Source organism: Allobosea sp. Root483D1 (assembly GCF_001429505.1).
Classification (GTDB): Bacteria; Pseudomonadota; Alphaproteobacteria; order Rhizobiales; family Beijerinckiaceae; genus Allobosea.
Window position 1 is genome coordinate 376,803 of the sequence record NZ_LMJW01000001.1, and the last position, 14,556, is coordinate 391,358.

Annotated in this window: 15 protein-coding genes; 8 read left to right on the plus strand and 7 right to left on the minus strand. The window is 68.8% G+C overall.

Going from position 1 to position 14,556, the window contains the following annotated elements; all coding sequences use genetic code 11:
- Nucleotides 1-381: 381 nt before the first annotated feature.
- The 3 genes from ASE66_RS01840 to ASE66_RS01850 form a co-directional block, all read right to left on the minus strand.
- Nucleotides 382-1,767, minus strand: a complete 1,386-nt coding sequence (locus tag ASE66_RS01840) for a glutamate--cysteine ligase (protein ID WP_057187866.1) — start codon at nt 1,765-1,767, stop codon at nt 382-384.
- Nucleotides 1,768-1,986: 219 nt separating this feature from the next.
- Entirely contained in the window at nt 1,987-3,171 is a 1,185-nt protein-coding gene (locus ASE66_RS01845; RefSeq protein WP_082613129.1) for a carboxylate-amine ligase, read from the minus strand.
- Between the two features lie 167 nt (nt 3,172-3,338).
- Nucleotides 3,339-4,079 carry a 16S rRNA (uracil(1498)-N(3))-methyltransferase gene (locus tag ASE66_RS01850; RefSeq protein ID WP_057187867.1) on the minus strand — a complete coding sequence of 247 codons (741 nt, stop codon included), beginning with the start codon at nt 4,077-4,079 and terminating at the stop codon, nt 3,339-3,341.
- A gap of 177 nt (nt 4,080-4,256) precedes the next feature.
- Here ASE66_RS01850 and ASE66_RS01855 point away from each other — a divergent pair, with 177 nt between their 5' ends.
- Nucleotides 4,257-4,727, plus strand: coding sequence for a hypothetical protein (locus ASE66_RS01855; RefSeq protein ID WP_156411987.1), 471 nt, complete (start codon nt 4,257-4,259; stop codon nt 4,725-4,727).
- Nucleotides 4,728-4,741: 14 nt separating this feature from the next.
- Nucleotides 4,742-5,692 carry a 4-hydroxybenzoate octaprenyltransferase gene (ubiA, locus tag ASE66_RS01860; RefSeq protein WP_057187869.1) on the plus strand — a complete coding sequence of 317 codons (951 nt, stop codon included), beginning with the start codon at nt 4,742-4,744 and terminating at the stop codon, nt 5,690-5,692.
- On the opposite strand, the gene ASE66_RS01865 is transcribed toward ubiA, so the two are convergent.
- Nucleotides 5,689-6,216, minus strand: a complete 528-nt coding sequence (locus tag ASE66_RS01865) for a DUF6101 family protein (protein WP_057187870.1) — start codon at nt 6,214-6,216, stop codon at nt 5,689-5,691. The two genes, ubiA and ASE66_RS01865, sit on opposite strands and share 4 nt — an antisense overlap.
- Nucleotides 6,217-6,465: 249 nt before the next feature.
- Between ASE66_RS01865 and ASE66_RS01870 the strand changes: the two genes are divergently transcribed.
- From ASE66_RS01870 to lpxK, 5 genes are all read left to right on the plus strand, one after another.
- A complete protein-coding gene (locus ASE66_RS01870; protein ID WP_057187871.1) occupies nt 6,466-7,293 on the plus strand; it encodes a 3'(2'),5'-bisphosphate nucleotidase CysQ in 828 nt (275 codons plus the stop codon).
- Between the two features lie 206 nt (nt 7,294-7,499).
- Entirely contained in the window at nt 7,500-7,742 is a 243-nt protein-coding gene (locus tag ASE66_RS01875) for a DUF4170 domain-containing protein (RefSeq protein WP_057187872.1), read from the plus strand.
- A gap of 27 nt (nt 7,743-7,769) precedes the next feature.
- Complete coding sequence (locus tag ASE66_RS01880; RefSeq protein ID WP_057187873.1) at nt 7,770-8,519, plus strand: lysophospholipid acyltransferase family protein; 750 nt, start codon at nt 7,770-7,772, stop codon at nt 8,517-8,519.
- Complete coding sequence (locus ASE66_RS01885; protein WP_057187874.1) at nt 8,516-9,817, plus strand: 3-deoxy-D-manno-octulosonic acid transferase; 1,302 nt, start codon at nt 8,516-8,518, stop codon at nt 9,815-9,817. The genes ASE66_RS01880 and ASE66_RS01885 overlap by 4 nt, the downstream gene beginning before the upstream one ends.
- Nucleotides 9,817-10,851 carry a tetraacyldisaccharide 4'-kinase gene (gene lpxK, locus ASE66_RS01890; RefSeq protein WP_057187875.1) on the plus strand — a complete coding sequence of 345 codons (1,035 nt, stop codon included), beginning with the start codon at nt 9,817-9,819 and terminating at the stop codon, nt 10,849-10,851. Before ASE66_RS01885 ends, lpxK begins: the two co-directional genes overlap by 1 nt.
- Here lpxK and ASE66_RS01895 read toward each other — a convergent pair.
- A complete protein-coding gene (locus tag ASE66_RS01895) occupies nt 10,819-11,040 on the minus strand; it encodes a DUF2093 domain-containing protein (protein ID WP_057187876.1) in 222 nt (73 codons plus the stop codon). The two genes, lpxK and ASE66_RS01895, sit on opposite strands and share 33 nt — an antisense overlap.
- 119 nt (nt 11,041-11,159) lie before the next feature.
- On the opposite strand from ASE66_RS01895, the gene ASE66_RS01900 reads away from it, so the two are divergent.
- Complete coding sequence (locus ASE66_RS01900; RefSeq protein WP_156411988.1) at nt 11,160-12,005, plus strand: dienelactone hydrolase family protein; 846 nt, start codon at nt 11,160-11,162, stop codon at nt 12,003-12,005.
- A 34-nt stretch (nt 12,006-12,039) separates the two neighbouring features.
- On the opposite strand, the gene ASE66_RS01905 is transcribed toward ASE66_RS01900, so the two are convergent.
- Both ASE66_RS01905 and xseA read right to left on the minus strand, forming a co-directional pair.
- Nucleotides 12,040-12,768 (minus strand): SGNH/GDSL hydrolase family protein, encoded by a 729-nt coding sequence (locus ASE66_RS01905; RefSeq protein WP_162262434.1) that lies wholly within the window; start codon nt 12,766-12,768, stop codon nt 12,040-12,042.
- Between the two features lie 157 nt (nt 12,769-12,925).
- Nucleotides 12,926-14,449: an exodeoxyribonuclease VII large subunit gene (gene xseA, locus ASE66_RS01910; RefSeq protein ID WP_057187879.1), complete on the minus strand. Its 1,524-nt coding sequence runs from the start codon at nt 14,447-14,449 to the stop codon at nt 12,926-12,928.
- Nucleotides 14,450-14,556: the final 107 nt, after the last annotated feature.

Genomic DNA, 14,556 nt, shown 5'->3' on the forward strand with positions numbered 1-14,556 from the left:
ACAGGACGATTGCCCGAACGGTAGGCGCGACGCGATTGAGAAAACCTTTCCAGGACCTGTGAATGTCACCGGTATCGCTGGCAAAACCCGCCTGATCGCTCAGTCTTCGAGCGGTATGGTAAAATGCAGTTAAAAGTGAATGGAGAATGAGAGCGCGGACACATTGAGCCGGCGCTCCGCTGAATCGCGGCGATCACTGCGATCAGGCATAGAAAAGGCGACGAAGCCGTCGTCGAGCACGGCCGAGCCGTGGTGATCGCGTTGAGTATCGCGGACGGGAATGCGCTCCATACGCCTCTACGAATGCGAAACTCCGGGCCGATCGGTTAATCCGACGCGTGAAAGGCGCCGCCGCCAGCCGAAACCGGCTTCGGCCGGCGATTAGAAGGAGAGCTCCGGGAAGACCGGCTCGACCTTGCCGCCCCAGGCGCCCTGCTCGCGCACGGCCAGGCGCTCGGCGAGCGTGCGGCCGCTCTGGGCGATGGCGACGATCGGCTCGAGGTAGACCGTCTCGTCGCGCCCCTGCTCGTCGAGCCGGGCCCGGCGAGCCAGCCCGGCGCGCGACAACTCGATCACTTCGCGGGCCAGCTCGCGCAGCGGACGGTTCCCGATCCGGCTGTTGAGCCCGGCTTTCGGGACCGTATCACGCAGCTCCTGTCGCTCCTGCGCGCTCCAGCCCTTGACCAGGTCCCAGGCGGCCGCGAGCACGGCGTCGTCGTAGAGCAGGCCCACCCAGAAAGCCGGCAGCGCGTTCAGCATCTCGACCGGGCCTGCATCGGCGCCGCGCATCTCGATGTAACGCTTCAGCCGTGCCTCCGGGAACAGGGTTCCAAGGTGATTGACCCAGTCCGACATGGTGGCGCGCTCGCCGGGCAATTGCTGGAGCTTGCCCGCCAGCAGATCGCGGAAGGAAGCGCCGGCGACGTCGTGATAGGTGTCGCCGCGCTTGACGAAATACAGGGGGACGTCGAGCGCCCAGTCGACATAGGCCTCGTAGGACATGCCCGCGTCGAAGGCGAAGGGCAGCATGCCGGAGCGGGCGTTGTCGGTGTCGCGCCAGATCTCGGAGCGCATCGACTGGAAGCCGTTGAGCCGCCCTTCACTGAAGGGCGAGGCGGCGAAGAGTGCCGACGCCAGCGGCTGCAGCGCGAGCGAGACCCGCAGCTTGCGCACCATGTCGGCCTCGCTGGCGAAGTCGAGATTGACCTGGACGGTGCAGGTCCGGAACATCATGTCGAGGCCGCGCGTGCCGACCTTCGGCATGTAGTTCTTCATGATCTCATAGCGCCGCTTCGGCATCATCGGCGTTTCCCCGCGCGTCCAGAGCGGCGAGTGCCCAAGCGAGAGGAAACCGATGCCATGCGGCTCGGCCACTGCCTTCAGGTCGGCGAGGTGCTGGTCGAGCTCGCGGGCGGTCTCATGCACATTTGCAAGCGGCGCGCCGGAGAGCTCGAACTGTCCGCCGGGCTCCAGCGAGATCGCGCCGCCGCCATCGGGACCGGCGAGACCGATGACATGGCCGGCATCCAGGATCGGCTCCCAGCCGAGACGCTCCTGCATGCCTTCGAGCAATTGCCGGATGCCGCCGCTGCGGCCGGCTGTGGCGACCTCATAGGGAACCGGGCTGAGATCGTCGCGATAGAACGGGAACTTCTCGTGCTCGGTGCCGAGCCTGAATTCGGAAGCCGGCTTTTCGCCCTGCGCGATCCAGCCGACGAGTTCGGCCTTCGAGCTGATCGGAGTCGAATCGGATACGTCGCGGGCCATGGGCGCTCCGGAATGCATGCACCGGCGCGCTGCCAGCCAATCTGGCCAGACGGGAAATGCGCCGGATCGAACGGTGCGACACAACAAGCGGGAGCGAACGCCCCGCCGCGCCATGCGCTGAGGAGCGACAGCATTAGGCGAGCGGCGAGCATCCCACAACGACCGCAAACGCGTGCAAGCACACGCCGACCTTGCATCAATGCATGATCGCGGCAGTTCTCATGCGGCGCCGCGCAGCAGATTCTCACCCTTCGGCACGAGTCCGCCATCCTGATCTTCATCCGCGCGCGTCTGCGCGGCGATCCAGTCGGTGACGGCGACGAGTCCGGCGTTCTGGCCGCCAGTCCCGGCGCGCGCCTCCTCGAAGATCGCGAGCTGCATGTCGGCGCTGGTGCCGCCGGCGACGATAGTGCGGCCATGGGCGAGATCGAGGCCGCAGCCGAGCGCGGCCGCGTCCTCGTCGAGGACGTCGAGCACCTCGTCGAGCACCTGTCCGACCGGGATCATGGCGCGGCGCTTCTCGCAGACGAAGCCGCCATGCAGGCCGTAGCGTTGGGCCCGCCAGATGTTCTCACCGGCGAGGGCGCGCGAGGCCGCGGTCAAGTCGGCGTTGAGATCGGGATTGCGGGCGAGATGGCGCACCAGGCAGCGATAGAGTGCGACGATGGCGAGCGTGTCGTCGAGGCGCGTGCAACTGTCGGCGACGCGCAGTTCCAATGTCGGATGCTGGTGCGAGGGCCGGATCGCCCACCAGATGAAGCTGGAATCGCGCATGGCGCCCGATGCGACCATGGTGTCGACATAGGTGCGGTAGTCCGCAGCATCGGTGAAGAGCTCGGGCAGGCCAGTGCGCGGCAGTTCGGCATAGGCGCAGAGCCGGTAGCCCATCAGCCCGGTCCGCCGCCCCTGCCAGAAGGGCGAGGAGGTCGAGAGCGCGAGCAGCAGCGGCAGATAGGGCAACATCCTGACCATGATCGAGATGCGCTGTTCCTCGTCCGGCACCTCGACGTGGACGTGCAGGCCGCAGAGCTGGTTGCGGCTGCCGAGCATCTGCAGGTCGCGCATGATGCCATCATAGCGCTTGGCCTCGGTGGCGCGCTGGCGGGCCCAGACGGCGCTCGGATGCGTGCCGCAGGCAAGCAGGAGCATGTCGTGCTCGCGCGCAATGGTCGCGAGCCCCGAACGCAGCCGCTGCAGCGAATGGCGGGCCTGGGTCATGCTCTCGCAGACCGGCGTCGCCACCTCGATCTGGGATTGCAGCATCTCGCGCTGCAGTTCGTTCGGAAAGGCGGCCTGCGCCGCTTCGATGAAACGCGGTGCGATCTTGCGCACGGCGCCGCGGCTTTCGGCATCGGACAGGAAATACTCCTCCTCGACGCCGAAGCGGTAGGCGCTGCTCACCATGATGTCTCTCCCCCGTGGCGGGCCGCTCCGAAGCGAAGCGGCGGCGCCAGACTGCCAGTCAATGAGTCGGAACTGCGACCGGTGGCGCAGTTTCCACGCCTAAACGCGGAAGCCGCCATGGCGTTCCAACCGGCAGGGAAGAGGCCGGTCTGGCGCAAGCCCCGGAGCTAATTGGCGGACCAGTCGCCGAGCGTCGCCTGGACGAGGGCGAGCGCCGCGACCGCCGCGGTGTCGGCCCGCAGGATGCGCGGACCGAGCGACAGGCGCAGCACCCGCTCGCGCTGGAGAATCAGGGCGCGCTCCGATTCGTCGAAGCCGCCTTCCGGGCCGATCAGCACGGCGAGCGGTCCACGCGCCGCCCCTTGCAGAGCGGTGATCGGACTTCCGGCGTCCTGCGCCTCATCGCAGAAGAAAAGCAGCCGCTCCGGCTCGAGCCCGGCAAGCACCGCAGCGAGCGGCCGTTCGGCCCTGATCTCCGGCAGAGCGAGGATGCCGCATTGCTCGGCCGCTTCGACGGCATTGGCGGCGAGCCGGTCGAGATTGAGCCGCGAAACCTGGGTGAAGCGGGTCAGCACCGGCTGGAGCACGCCCGCCCCCATCTCGACCGCCTTCTGGGCCATGTAATCCAGCCGGGCATGCTTCAGCGGTGCGAAGAGATAGATGAGGTCCGGCGCCGGCGGTTGCGGGCGGGTCTGCTCCAGCGCCTCCAGGCTCGCCTGCTTGCGCCCCTCCGCCCGGATCGCGCAGAGCCATTCGCCGTCGCGGCCATTGAAGACGAGGATCGTGTCGCCGCTGCGCAGCCGGAGCACGTTGAGCAGATAGTTGGCCTGGTCCCGCGCGAGGTCCAGCACGACGCCGGCCGCCAGCGGCGCCTCGTTGTACAGCCGGTGTTTGGTGAAATCCCGCATGCGAACCCAATCCGATATCCACAAGAATGGCGCGAAAGTCGCCACAATCCCACGCTATCGGCAAGTCGGTCCTGGCAAAATACAAGCCGGCGCTTGTTGGCGCACGGCTCTGGCTGTTATGGAAAGGCCCGCGACGCTGGGGCGGGCGTGGTTAACGGGACAAGAGCGGAGCGGATGATGCGGCGATACGCGACCCTGAAGCTGGCTGCAGCGCTGGCTGGCCTTGGCTGGGCCGCGCCGGCATTGGCGCAAGTGCCCTCGGGCTGCGAGAACCTGCAGAAGCTGATGCAGGAACGTCAGTCGATCGTGGGGCAGCTCAATGCCAACGCGAAAGCCAAGCGCAAGATGACGCCGCAGGCGGCCTGCGGCGTCCTGGGCCGGCTGGTCGGCAACGGCAATTCGCTGATCAAGTTCGCCACCGCCAATCAGGATTGGTGCCAGATTCCGGCGACTTTCGTCGACGGCATGAAGGCCGACAACGAAAAGGCCGGCACCATCCGCGGCCAGGCCTGCAATGCGGTGAAGCAGCAGGCGCAGATGCAGCGCCGCGCCCAGCAGCAGGCACAGCAGCAGCAGGGCGCCAACCCGTTCGGCGGCTCCGATTCCGTCACCGGCGGCCCGATGCGCGTGCCGCAGGGCGCACTCTGAAAGACGGCGTCGAGATGGCGTCGTCCCCCAACGCCACCGACACGCCCCTTCCCGACGCGCTCAAGGGCCACTGGGTCGATACGCGTGCGCCCAAGCGCCTGCGGCCCTATCTCAAGCTCGCCCGGATCGAGCGCCCGATCGGCTGGCAGCTGCTGCTGCTGCCGTGCTGGTGGGCGGCCGGCCTGGCAGCGATCGCGTCCGGCCAGGCCTTTCCCGATCTCTGGCAGTGCCTGCTCTTCCTGATCGGTGCGATCGTGATGCGTGGCGCAGGCTCGACCTTCAACGACATCGTCGACCGCAAGCTCGACGCCCAGGTGGCGCGCACGCGCGGTCGCCCCCTGCCCTCCGGCCAGGTCAGCCCGAAGGAAGCCGCCGCCTTCATGGTCGGGCTCTCCCTGGTCGGCCTCGTCGTCCTGCTGCAGTTCAACCGCTTCACGGTGATCGCCGGCATCGCCTCGCTGGCGATCGTCGCGATCTATCCGTTCATGAAGCGGATCACCAACATGCCGCAGTTCGTGCTCGGCCTCGCCTTCTCATGGGGCGGGCTCGTCGGCTGGAGCGCGGTGTTCGGACGCTTCGATGCGCCGGCCTATCTGATCTACGCCGCCGCGGTGTTCTGGACGATCGGCTACGACACGATCTACGCGATGCAGGACATCGAGGACGACGTGATCGCCGGGATCAAGTCGAGCGCACGCTATTTCGGCGCCTTCACCCAGCAGGCGGTGGGGTTGTGCTACGGCGCGACGATCGCCCTCGCCGCCGCCGCCGCCTGGCTCGCGAGCGCCGGCTTCGTCGCCTTCATCGGGCTCGGGCTGTTCGCGCTGCACCTGGGCTGGCAGGTCCACAGCATCGCCGGAGCCGACGGGCCCACGGCGTTGAAGCTGTTCCGGTCCAACTGGCATGCCGGACTGCTGCTCGCAGCTGGCTTCGCGCTCGATGCGCTGGTGAAGTTCGCGTTCTAGGACAGGATCTCGCCTTTGATCACCACCGGCCGCTCCGGCAGGCGGCCGGTCTTGCGCCGGGTCAGGAAGCGCGGCCGGCGGCCGGCGAGCAGAGCATGCCGGCGGCGGATGCGGGTCGTGCCGAGCGCGACCCGGCCGACCTGCGGATAGGGTTCGGTGATCGCGCCGTCGCTGGTCTCGAGCAGGAGCGGCAGGCCGCTGGTCCGGCCGGCGTCGCGCCAGACGGCGATGGCATCGTCCTGGTCGAGCACGGCGACGATGACGGAACGGCCGTCACCGGCGGTCAGGGCAAGCTGGAAACGGTCATCATCGGCGATCGCACCGCCCGCGAGGCGCAGGGCGATGCCGCGCCAGCCGGCGCCGCCGCGCAGGATGCGCACCGGCCCGACACGTTCGATGCGGGGGCTGTCGGACTGCTGCGGCGCATGCGCCGGCTGCGAGGGCTGTCCGCTCTGGTTATGTGCGCTGCCGGGGAAAACGGGCACGTAGCCAGCCTCCCCGGCAGCCGGCGTGACGCTGGCCATCGGTTTTAACGCCTCTCTTTTAATCCCTGCTGCCCGGAACCCTCTGTCGATGCGGGGTTCTCGTGCTTTGCAGGGAGGAGATTGGCGGGAAGGATTGTCCGAGCGCTTAAGCTTGAGGGTTAAACAAAGGTGATGAGGCGGTTTTCCGCCTCTCTCCGGTTGGTTTCCCGGCTGATGCTTGACGGAATCTTTCTGGTGATGGTGGCTTTTTCCTTGTTCCACCATCCCGCAAAGCCGTAACGAAGTCCGATGACATCAACACCATTGCCAATCGCCCGCGATCTGCTGCCCGCCGTCGAAGCCGCTTGCCGCGAGGCCGGCCAGCTCGCGCTCGACCTGTTCCGCCCCGGCGCGCAGACCGCGGCGAAGACCTGGTCCAAGGCCGGCGGCGCGCCGGTGACGGAAGCCGATATCGGCGTCGACACGTTCCTGAATGTGCGCCTGTCGGCATTGCTGCCGGACGCGGCCTGGCTCTCGGAGGAGACGGCCGACGATACGATCCGCCTGTCGCGACGCTTCGTCTGGGTGGTCGATCCGATCGACGGCACCCGTGCCTTCATGGCCGGCTCGCCCGATTGGGCGGTCTGTGTCGCCCTGCTCGACGCGGGCAAGCCCATCCTCGGCGTGGTGCATGCGCCTGCGGGAGCCACGACCTATACGGCGACCAGCGGCGGCGGGGCGATGAGCAACGGCAGGCCGATCCGAACGACAGACCTCACCTCGCTCACCGGCGCGCGCATCGCCGGCCCCAAGCCGATGCTCGACGCGCTGGCGCGCCAGGAGAGCTTCACGGCCGCCGACAAGATTCCGTCGCTGGCGCTGCGGCTGACCCGCATCGCCGACGGCACGATCGATGCCGGGCTGGTCTCGCCCGATGCCCGCGACTGGGATCTCGCCGCCGCCGACCTCGTGCTCAGCGAAGCGGGCGGGCAAGTGACGACGGCCGATAGCGAGCCGCTGCGCTACAACCGCGAGATGCCGGTTCACGGCATGCTGATGGCATCCGGAAACAGCCTCGCCGCCCCGCTCGCCCTCGCGCTGAGCCGCCTGCGCGAAAGCCAACCGCAGCGCAGCTAGAGCGCGGCGCAACGCCGCTGCCGCCGCGTCAGGACGAAAACTGCCGGAAATAACCGCAATTTGTTGGCAATCGGCCCTCGCGCGCGAGCAGCGGATGCCTTATCTGATCGCACGGCAAAAGCGCAGATGGGGCAAGTCGGAGCGAATCCGGCAGCGCTTCGGCCTGCTTGCGACAGAGATTTCAAGACACCGGTCGGAGACGGACGATGAGCACGAGCCACGACACCAAGCAGCTGCTGCACCTCGTGATCGGCGGCGAGCTGAGCTCGCTCGACGGAGTCGAGTTCAAGGATCTCTCCAAGCTCGACATCGTCGGCGTCTATCCCAACTACGCCGCCGCTCACACCGCCTGGAAGGCGAAGGCGCAGCAGACCGTCGACCAGGCCCAGACCCGCTATTTCGTCGTCCATCTGCACCGCCTGCTCGATCCCTCGACGGCGCAGAACTGATTCCAGGGTCACGGCCAGTCCGGTTCGATGGGATTTTCGCTGCTCAAGACGAAATTCGCGCAGGAGGTGCTCGGGCGCAGCCTCGCCTTCTATCTGCGCCTGGTCAGGCGTACGAACCGCTTCGTCGTCGAGCCGGCCGATGTCTATGAGCATGTGCGCGGCGAGCTGCCGCTGATCATCGCGATGTGGCACGGTCAGCACATCATGATCCCGTTCGCCCGACCGGAATGGATGCCGTCCTGCTCGCTGGTCTCGCGCCATGGCGATGGCGGCTTCAACGCCGTGGCCCTGCGCGAGCTCGGCATCGGCGCGATCCGCGGCTCGGGCGCCTCCGGCAAGAAGGTCCGCGAGAAGGGCGGCGCACCGGCCTTCCTCGCCATGGTCCGCCGGCTCGCCGCCGGCGACACCATGGTGCTGACCGCCGATATCCCCAAGCGCGCCCGTGTCTGCGGCCCCGGCATCGTCCAGCTGGCACGGGCCTCGGGCCGGCCGATCCATCCGATCGCGGTGGTGACCAGCCGGCGGATCGACTTCAACAGCTGGGACCGCGCCTCGATCGGCCTGCCCTTCGGGCGCGGCGCCATCGTCGTCGGCGATCCCGTGCGGGTCGCGCGCGACGCCGACGAAGCGACCTGCGAGGCGGCGCGGCTCGCCGTCCAGGCCGGGCTCGATGCCGTGCATGAGCGCGCCTATGCGCTGATCGGCGCGCGCGATCCCGGGGCAGGATTGCGCGAAGCCCAGGCCGCCAAGATCGCAGCGAAGGCCAGCGCCGCATGATCGGCCGCAGCTTCGTCATACGCGCCTATCGGACGCTCACCGCCCTGCTCGAGCCGGTTGCGGCCGGGCTGCTGCTCTGGCGGCGCCGGCGCGGCAAGGAAGACCCGGCGCGGCTCTCCGAGCGGCGCGGCTATCCCAGCGTCGAGCGGCCGCAAAAGACCCTGGTCTGGCTGCACGGCGCCAGCGTCGGCGAGACGGTGACGCTCTTGCCGCTGATCGAGCGCCTGCAGCGGCGCGGGCTCGCCGTGCTGGTGACCTCGGGCACGGTGACCTCGGCGCGGTTGCTGGCGCAGCGTCTGCCGGCCGGGGCGATCCATCAATTCCTGCCGCTCGACGTGCCACGCTATATGCGCCGCTTCCTCGACCATTGGCGCCCCGATCTCGGCCTGATCTGCGAATCCGAGATCTGGCCGAACCTGATGATCGAAGCCGGCAAGCGCGACATCCCGCTCGTGCTGGTCAATGCGCGCATGTCGGAGCGCTCCTTCCGGCGGTGGTACAAATTCCCCAAGACCTCGCGCTATCTGCTCTCCGGCTTCGACCGCTGCCTGGCGCAATCGCAGGAAGATGGGCAGCGCCTCGCCCAGCTCGGCGCCCCGCGCGTCAGCATCGCCGGCAACCTGAAGTTCGACGTTCCCGCGCCGCCGGCCGATCCCAACACGCTCGCCTTGCTTGACGGCCTCGCCGCCGGCCGGCCGGTCTGGGTCGCCGCCTCGACCCATCCCGGCGAGGAGGAGGACGTGCTCGCCGCCCATCTCGGCGTCAGGCAGCACCTGCCCAAGCTCCTCACCATCGTCGTGCCGCGCCATCCCGACCGCGGCGGCGAGGTCGAGGCACTGGCCCAGGCCAATGGCGTCGCCAGCGCCCGCCGCTCGCTGGGGAACCTGCCGGAGCGCGACATCGACTTCTACATCGCCGACACGCTTGGCGATCTCGGCCTGTTCTACCGGCTGGCGCCGGTCGCGTTCATCGGCGGCTCGCTCGCGCCGATCGGCGGCCACAACCCGATCGAGCCGGCCAAGCTCGGCTGCGCCCTGCTGCACGGCCCGCTGGTCCACAAATCCGCCGACCTCTTCGCCGCCTTCGACGCTGGCGGCGGCGCGATTCAAGTCGCCGACCGGCAGGAGCTCGCCCAAGGCGTGCATCGCTGGCTCAGCGACCCCGCCGCTGCGCGCCAGGCCGCCCGGGCCGCAGCCCGCACCAGCACGGAGCTCAGCGGCGCGCTCGAGCGCACGGTCCAGGCGATCGAGCCGCTCCTGCTGCGCGCGGCCATCGGCCAGCGCGAGGCGACGGGCTGATGCGGGCCCCGGGCTTCTGGTGGCGCTCGCCGCCATCCGCCCTCGCCCGGCTGCTGCAACCGCTCGGGGCGCTCTACGGCGGGATCACGCTGAAACGGATGCGCCAACCGGGCGCGCGAGCCGGCATCCCGGTGATCTGCATCGGCAATTTCGTCGCCGGCGGCGCCGGCAAGACGCCGACCACGCTGGCCCTCGCAGCGAAGCTCTCCACGATGGGTGAGACAGCCTTCGCCCTGACGCGCGGCTATGGCGGCAAGCTGCCCGGCCCGCTCCGCGTCGACCCGGCCCGGCACAATGCGATCGATGTCGGCGACGAGCCTCTGCTGCTGGCGGCCCGCCTGCCGACGATCGTGGCGCGCGAGCGGCCGGCCGGCGCGACGCTCGCGCGCGAGGCCGGCGCCAGCCTCGTCCTGATGGATGACGGGCTGCAGAACCCCTCACTGCACAAGGACCTGCGCCTCGCGATCGTCGACGGTGCTGTCGGTGTCGGCAACGGCCTCTGCCTGCCGGCAGGGCCGCTGCGCGCGCCACTCGCCGGCCAGCTTGGACAGGTCGACGCCCTCGTCATCATCGGCGAGGGAGCGACAGGCGACAATGTCGCCGTGCAGGCGCTCGCCGTGGGCAAGCGCGTGCTGCGGGCGCGGCTGGCACCGCCGGTCGAGATCCAGGCCGAGCTCGCCGGGCTATCGGTGCTGGCGGTCTCCGGGATCGGCCGACCGGAGAAATTCGCGGCGACGCTACGTGATGCCGGAGCGCGGCTTGCCGGCGAGCGCGCCTATGGCGACCATCACGCCTATTCAGCGGGCGACGTCGCGACGCTGATCGCCGAGGCGAAGGCGAAAGCCTGCCGCATCGCCGTCACCGAGAAGGACATGGTCAAGCTCGCGCCGCTCTGGCCGACGGCCGAGCGCTCGCTCCTGATCTGTGTGCCGGTCACGCTCGCCTTCGACGATGAAGAGGCGCTCGACGCGCTCCTGCGCGGCTGCCTCGCGAAGGCTCGTTCAGCTGCGGCCGGCGCGGCGCACGCGCAATAGCACGGCCTCGGGCGAGGCATAGGCCTCCTGCCAATCCACCGACCAGTAGCGCAGATCCTCGAGCCGGATCGGGGCGCCGGTGATGGCGCAGCGGACGAAGGCGCCAGGACGCACGACCCGGAACTCGCCATGGCCGTAATCGACCAGCGCTTCCGTTCCGGAGGGGGGCAGACGTTCGTTGATGTTCATCACGGGGCCGGGCGGTCGAGCGGCAGAAAGCTAGCGTACAGGTTGCAGTAGGACGCAACCATCTCTGAATCAACGCATTGTTCCAGAATGGTCTTTCTGTGATAGCGTCAGTTGCGATGATGTCCAGCCTGACCCGCGCCAAGGCACTGGCGATTGGTCTACTTTCCCTGCTCGCGGCGCCCGCGATCGCGGGCGGCTATGAGCGCGTCCGCATCCCGCATGACGATTATCAGCTCGATGCGGTGCTGTTCCGCCCGGCGGGTCCGGGACCGTTCCCCGCGGTCGTCGCGTTGCATGGCTGCGGCGGCCTCTGGCGCGAGCCCGACAAGCTCTCGACGCGGCATAGCGACTGGGGCGAGCGTCTGGCCGCAACCGGGCTCGTCGTACTGATGCCGGACAGCTACGGCTCGCGCAGCCTCGGCTCGCAATGCGGCGTCAAGGAAGTCACCATCCGCGCCAGCCGCGAGCGCGTCGGCGACGCGATGGCGGCGCGGCGCTGGCTGCAGGAACGTCCCGAGGTCCGCCGGGACGCGATCGCACTGCTCGGCTGGTCGGGCGGCGGCTCCACCATTCTCGCCGCGATCCGGAAGGACCGCAGGCCGGCCGACCGTCAGCCCGATTTCGTCCGTGCGGTCGCCTTCTATCCGGGCTGCCGGACGCAATCGGAATCGGGCAGCTTCGAAGCGCGGCTTCCAACCCTGATCCTGATGGGCGACGCCGACGACTGGACGCCGCCCGCCCCTTGCAACTTCCTCGCCAAGGCCGCCCAAGCCCGTGGCGAGCCGGTCGAGATCGTGCTCTATCCCGGCGCTGTGCATGATTTCGATCATCCGCGCCTCGACCGGCGCGAGAAGGAAGGCATCGCCTATTCCGCCTCCGGAACCGGGAAGGTCACCGTCGGCACCGATCCGGCGGCGCGCGACGATGCGATCCGGCGGGTAAAAGCCTTCCTGCTGGGCAAGTGAGCAGCAGGTAGAACGCCGGCTCTGGACCGTCGCGCTATCGGACCGAGGCTGCGAGCGTCACTGCAGGCTTGTCGCCCAGCAACGAGCGGGCGATGTCCTGAGCCAGGCAGCCATAGCCGGCATCGCTCATGTGGAAACGGTCGCCGGCGAGCGCGGCCATGAAGCCGTCCGCGTCGCGCTGATACCAGCCCAGCATCGCCTGATAGCGCGACAGGACGGGCACGGCCTGCGCCCTGGCGACCTCGGCGATGGCTTCGACATAGGCGCGGTAGCGCGCCGTTTCCTTGATGCCGGGGTAGAATTGCGGATCGAGGATCACGAGCCGGGTATGGCTCTGCTTGGCGGCGGCTATGCCGTCGGCGACGAGGTTGCGGAATGTGCCAAGGTCGCCGCCGGTCACGGCGTCGTTGGTGCCGACCTGCCAGATCACCAGATCGTAACGGCCTTGCGCCAGCGCGCCCTTGAGACGCGATAGCGTCTGCGGCGCGGTTTCGCCGCCAATGCCGGCATTGACCATCTCGATGGAGCGACCGGACAGCCCTTCGCGCAACAGCGAGCCAAGCCGCGCCGGATAGGTCTTGTCCTTGCCGCTGGCGCCGATGCCCTCGGTCGAGGACGAGCCGATGGCGAGGATGCGCAAGGGGGTGCTGCCGTTGCTCCAGACCGAAGCCAGAGCGGCGGCATCACGCGTCAGCGTCGACGGCTTGCAGATGAACTCGGATGCGCTCGCCTGCTGGGAATGCAGGCCCGCGAACGCAAGCATGGCAAAGGCGCAAGCAAGGCCTGTCCGGAAACCGGCGAGCATCAAGGATGAATCCCCCAACCGCTATCAAGCAGCGATTATCCAGAGCTAGCTGAACGCTGTCTGAACGAAGCCGGGTTCATCCAAAACCGTGGTGAATCGCAGGTTTTCGGGTTCGTCAGAACAGATCCCCCTGCCCCGCCCCTCCGCTCGCCTTGCGCCCGGGTTGCCGCGGCGTCTGCGGCGGGGAGGCTCCGCCCGGCACCACGGCGCCGAAACTGCCATCGGCGAGCGTGACCTGGAGAGCAAGTCCCGGGCGGGCTGCTGCCGCGCTGCGCAGCAGATTGCCATCCTCGTCGCGAACCAGCGCATAGCCCCGCGCCAGCACGGCCTGCGGCCCGAGCGAGGCGGCGAGAGACCAGACGCTCTCCAGCCGGTCGCGGCGACGCTGGAGCTGGCGCGAGAACGCCGCGACCGCGCGCGCGGCAACAGCATCGAGCCGGTCTCCGGCGCGGGCGATACGGTCGCGCTCGGTGCGAAGAAGTGCGCCGCGCGCTGCTGCGAGCCGCTTGCCGAGCCCGTCGAGGCGGGCGGCATGGGTTTTCAGTCGCGCCGCCGGCGACTGCGTGTGAAGGCGGCGGTCGAGCTGGGCGAGGCGCTGCTCGTAAGCGCGGGCGTTACGCGCCAGCGCCGGGCCAAGTCTCGTCGCAGCCAGATCGAGCCGCTGGCGCGGCGCGGCCAGCAGGTTCTCTGGCGTCGGTAGGGCCCGGGCGAGCGCGCGCAGATCGCTGCGGCGGCGCTCGGACAGGCGCAGCGTCGCGCCCGACAGCCGGCGCGACAGGTCGGTGACTTGCCCCAGCAGTTCGGCGCGCACCGGCACGACCTTCTCGGCTGCGCCGGTCGGCGTCGGGCTGCGCAGATCGGCGGCGTGGTCGATCAGGGTCACGTCGGTCTCGTGGCCGACGGCCGAGACCAGCGGGATCAGCGAGGCCGCGGCGGCGCGCACCACCACCTCCTCGTTGAAGCCCATCAGGTCCTCGAGCGAGCCGCCGCCGCGCGCGACGATGATCACGTCCGGGCGCGGGATGCGGCCGCCTTCGGGCAATGCGTTGAAGCCCGCGATCGCGTTGGCGACCTCGGCCGCGCTGCTCTCACCCTGGACGCGCACCGGCCAGACCAGGACATGGCGCGGAAAGCGTTCCTCCAGCCGGTGCAGGATGTCACGGATGACAGCGCCGGTCGGCGAGGTGATGACGCCGACGACGCGCGGCAGGAAGGGGATGAGCTGTTTGCGGCCTGCATCGAACAGGCCTTCGGCGGCGAGCTTCTTGCGCCGCTCCTCTAGCAGCGCCATCAACGCGCCGATGCCGGCCGGCTCGAGCGAATCGATGATGATCTGGTAGCTCGACTTGCCGGCGAAGGTGGTGATCTTGCCGGTGGCGATGACCTCCAACCCCTCCTGGGGCTTGGTCTTCAGCCGGCCGAAGACCCCCTTCCAGATCACCGCGTCGATCTTGGCGTTGGCGTCCTTCAGCGAGAAGTAGACATGGCCGGAGCCGACCGGGCCGCGATAGCCGGAGATTTCGCCGCGCACGCGCACGAAGCCGAAGGCATCCTCCAGCGTGCGCTTGAGCGCGCCGGAGAGATCGGAGACCGACCATTCGGGGGCATTGCCGGGGGCTTGAGGCGATTCGCTGTCCATGGCGCGAACTTAGCGGCACGAGGACACAAGCAGAAGCGTTGCCCTGTCAGAGGATGGCGGCTATTGCGCGCCTTGTGGACTTCTTGCTGGAACCCACCATGTCGTCC

Bases quoted from the DNA above. Each gene is read 5' to 3' on its own strand.
- ASE66_RS01880 (WP_057187873.1), top strand. From the start codon at position 7,770: ATGGGATTTTCGCTGCTCAAGACGAAATTCGCGCAGGAGGTGCTCGGG.
- ASE66_RS01870 (WP_057187871.1), top strand. From the start codon at position 6,466: ATGACATCAACACCATTGCCAATCGCCCGCGATCTGCTGCCCGCCGTC.
- ASE66_RS01865 (WP_057187870.1), bottom strand. From the start codon at position 6,216: ATGGCCAGCGTCACGCCGGCTGCCGGGGAGGCTGGCTACGTGCCCGTT.
- ASE66_RS01895 (WP_057187876.1), bottom strand. From the start codon at position 11,040: ATGAACATCAACGAACGTCTGCCCCCCTCCGGAACGGAAGCGCTGGTC.
- lpxK (WP_057187875.1), top strand. From the start codon at position 9,817: ATGCGGGCCCCGGGCTTCTGGTGGCGCTCGCCGCCATCCGCCCTCGCC.
- ASE66_RS01845 (WP_082613129.1), bottom strand. From the start codon at position 3,171: ATGGTGAGCAGCGCCTACCGCTTCGGCGTCGAGGAGGAGTATTTCCTG.
- ASE66_RS01885 (WP_057187874.1), top strand. From the start codon at position 8,516: ATGATCGGCCGCAGCTTCGTCATACGCGCCTATCGGACGCTCACCGCC.
- ASE66_RS01850 (WP_057187867.1), bottom strand. From the start codon at position 4,079: ATGCGGGATTTCACCAAACACCGGCTGTACAACGAGGCGCCGCTGGCG.
- ASE66_RS01900 (WP_156411988.1), top strand. From the start codon at position 11,160: ATGTCCAGCCTGACCCGCGCCAAGGCACTGGCGATTGGTCTACTTTCC.
- ASE66_RS01855 (WP_156411987.1), top strand. From the start codon at position 4,257: ATGCGGCGATACGCGACCCTGAAGCTGGCTGCAGCGCTGGCTGGCCTT.
- xseA (WP_057187879.1), bottom strand. From the start codon at position 14,449: ATGGACAGCGAATCGCCTCAAGCCCCCGGCAATGCCCCCGAATGGTCG.
- ASE66_RS01875 (WP_057187872.1), top strand. From the start codon at position 7,500: ATGAGCACGAGCCACGACACCAAGCAGCTGCTGCACCTCGTGATCGGC.
- ubiA (WP_057187869.1), top strand. From the start codon at position 4,742: ATGGCGTCGTCCCCCAACGCCACCGACACGCCCCTTCCCGACGCGCTC.
- ASE66_RS01905 (WP_162262434.1), bottom strand. From the start codon at position 12,768: ATGCTTGCGTTCGCGGGCCTGCATTCCCAGCAGGCGAGCGCATCCGAG.
- ASE66_RS01840 (WP_057187866.1), bottom strand. From the start codon at position 1,767: ATGGCCCGCGACGTATCCGATTCGACTCCGATCAGCTCGAAGGCCGAA.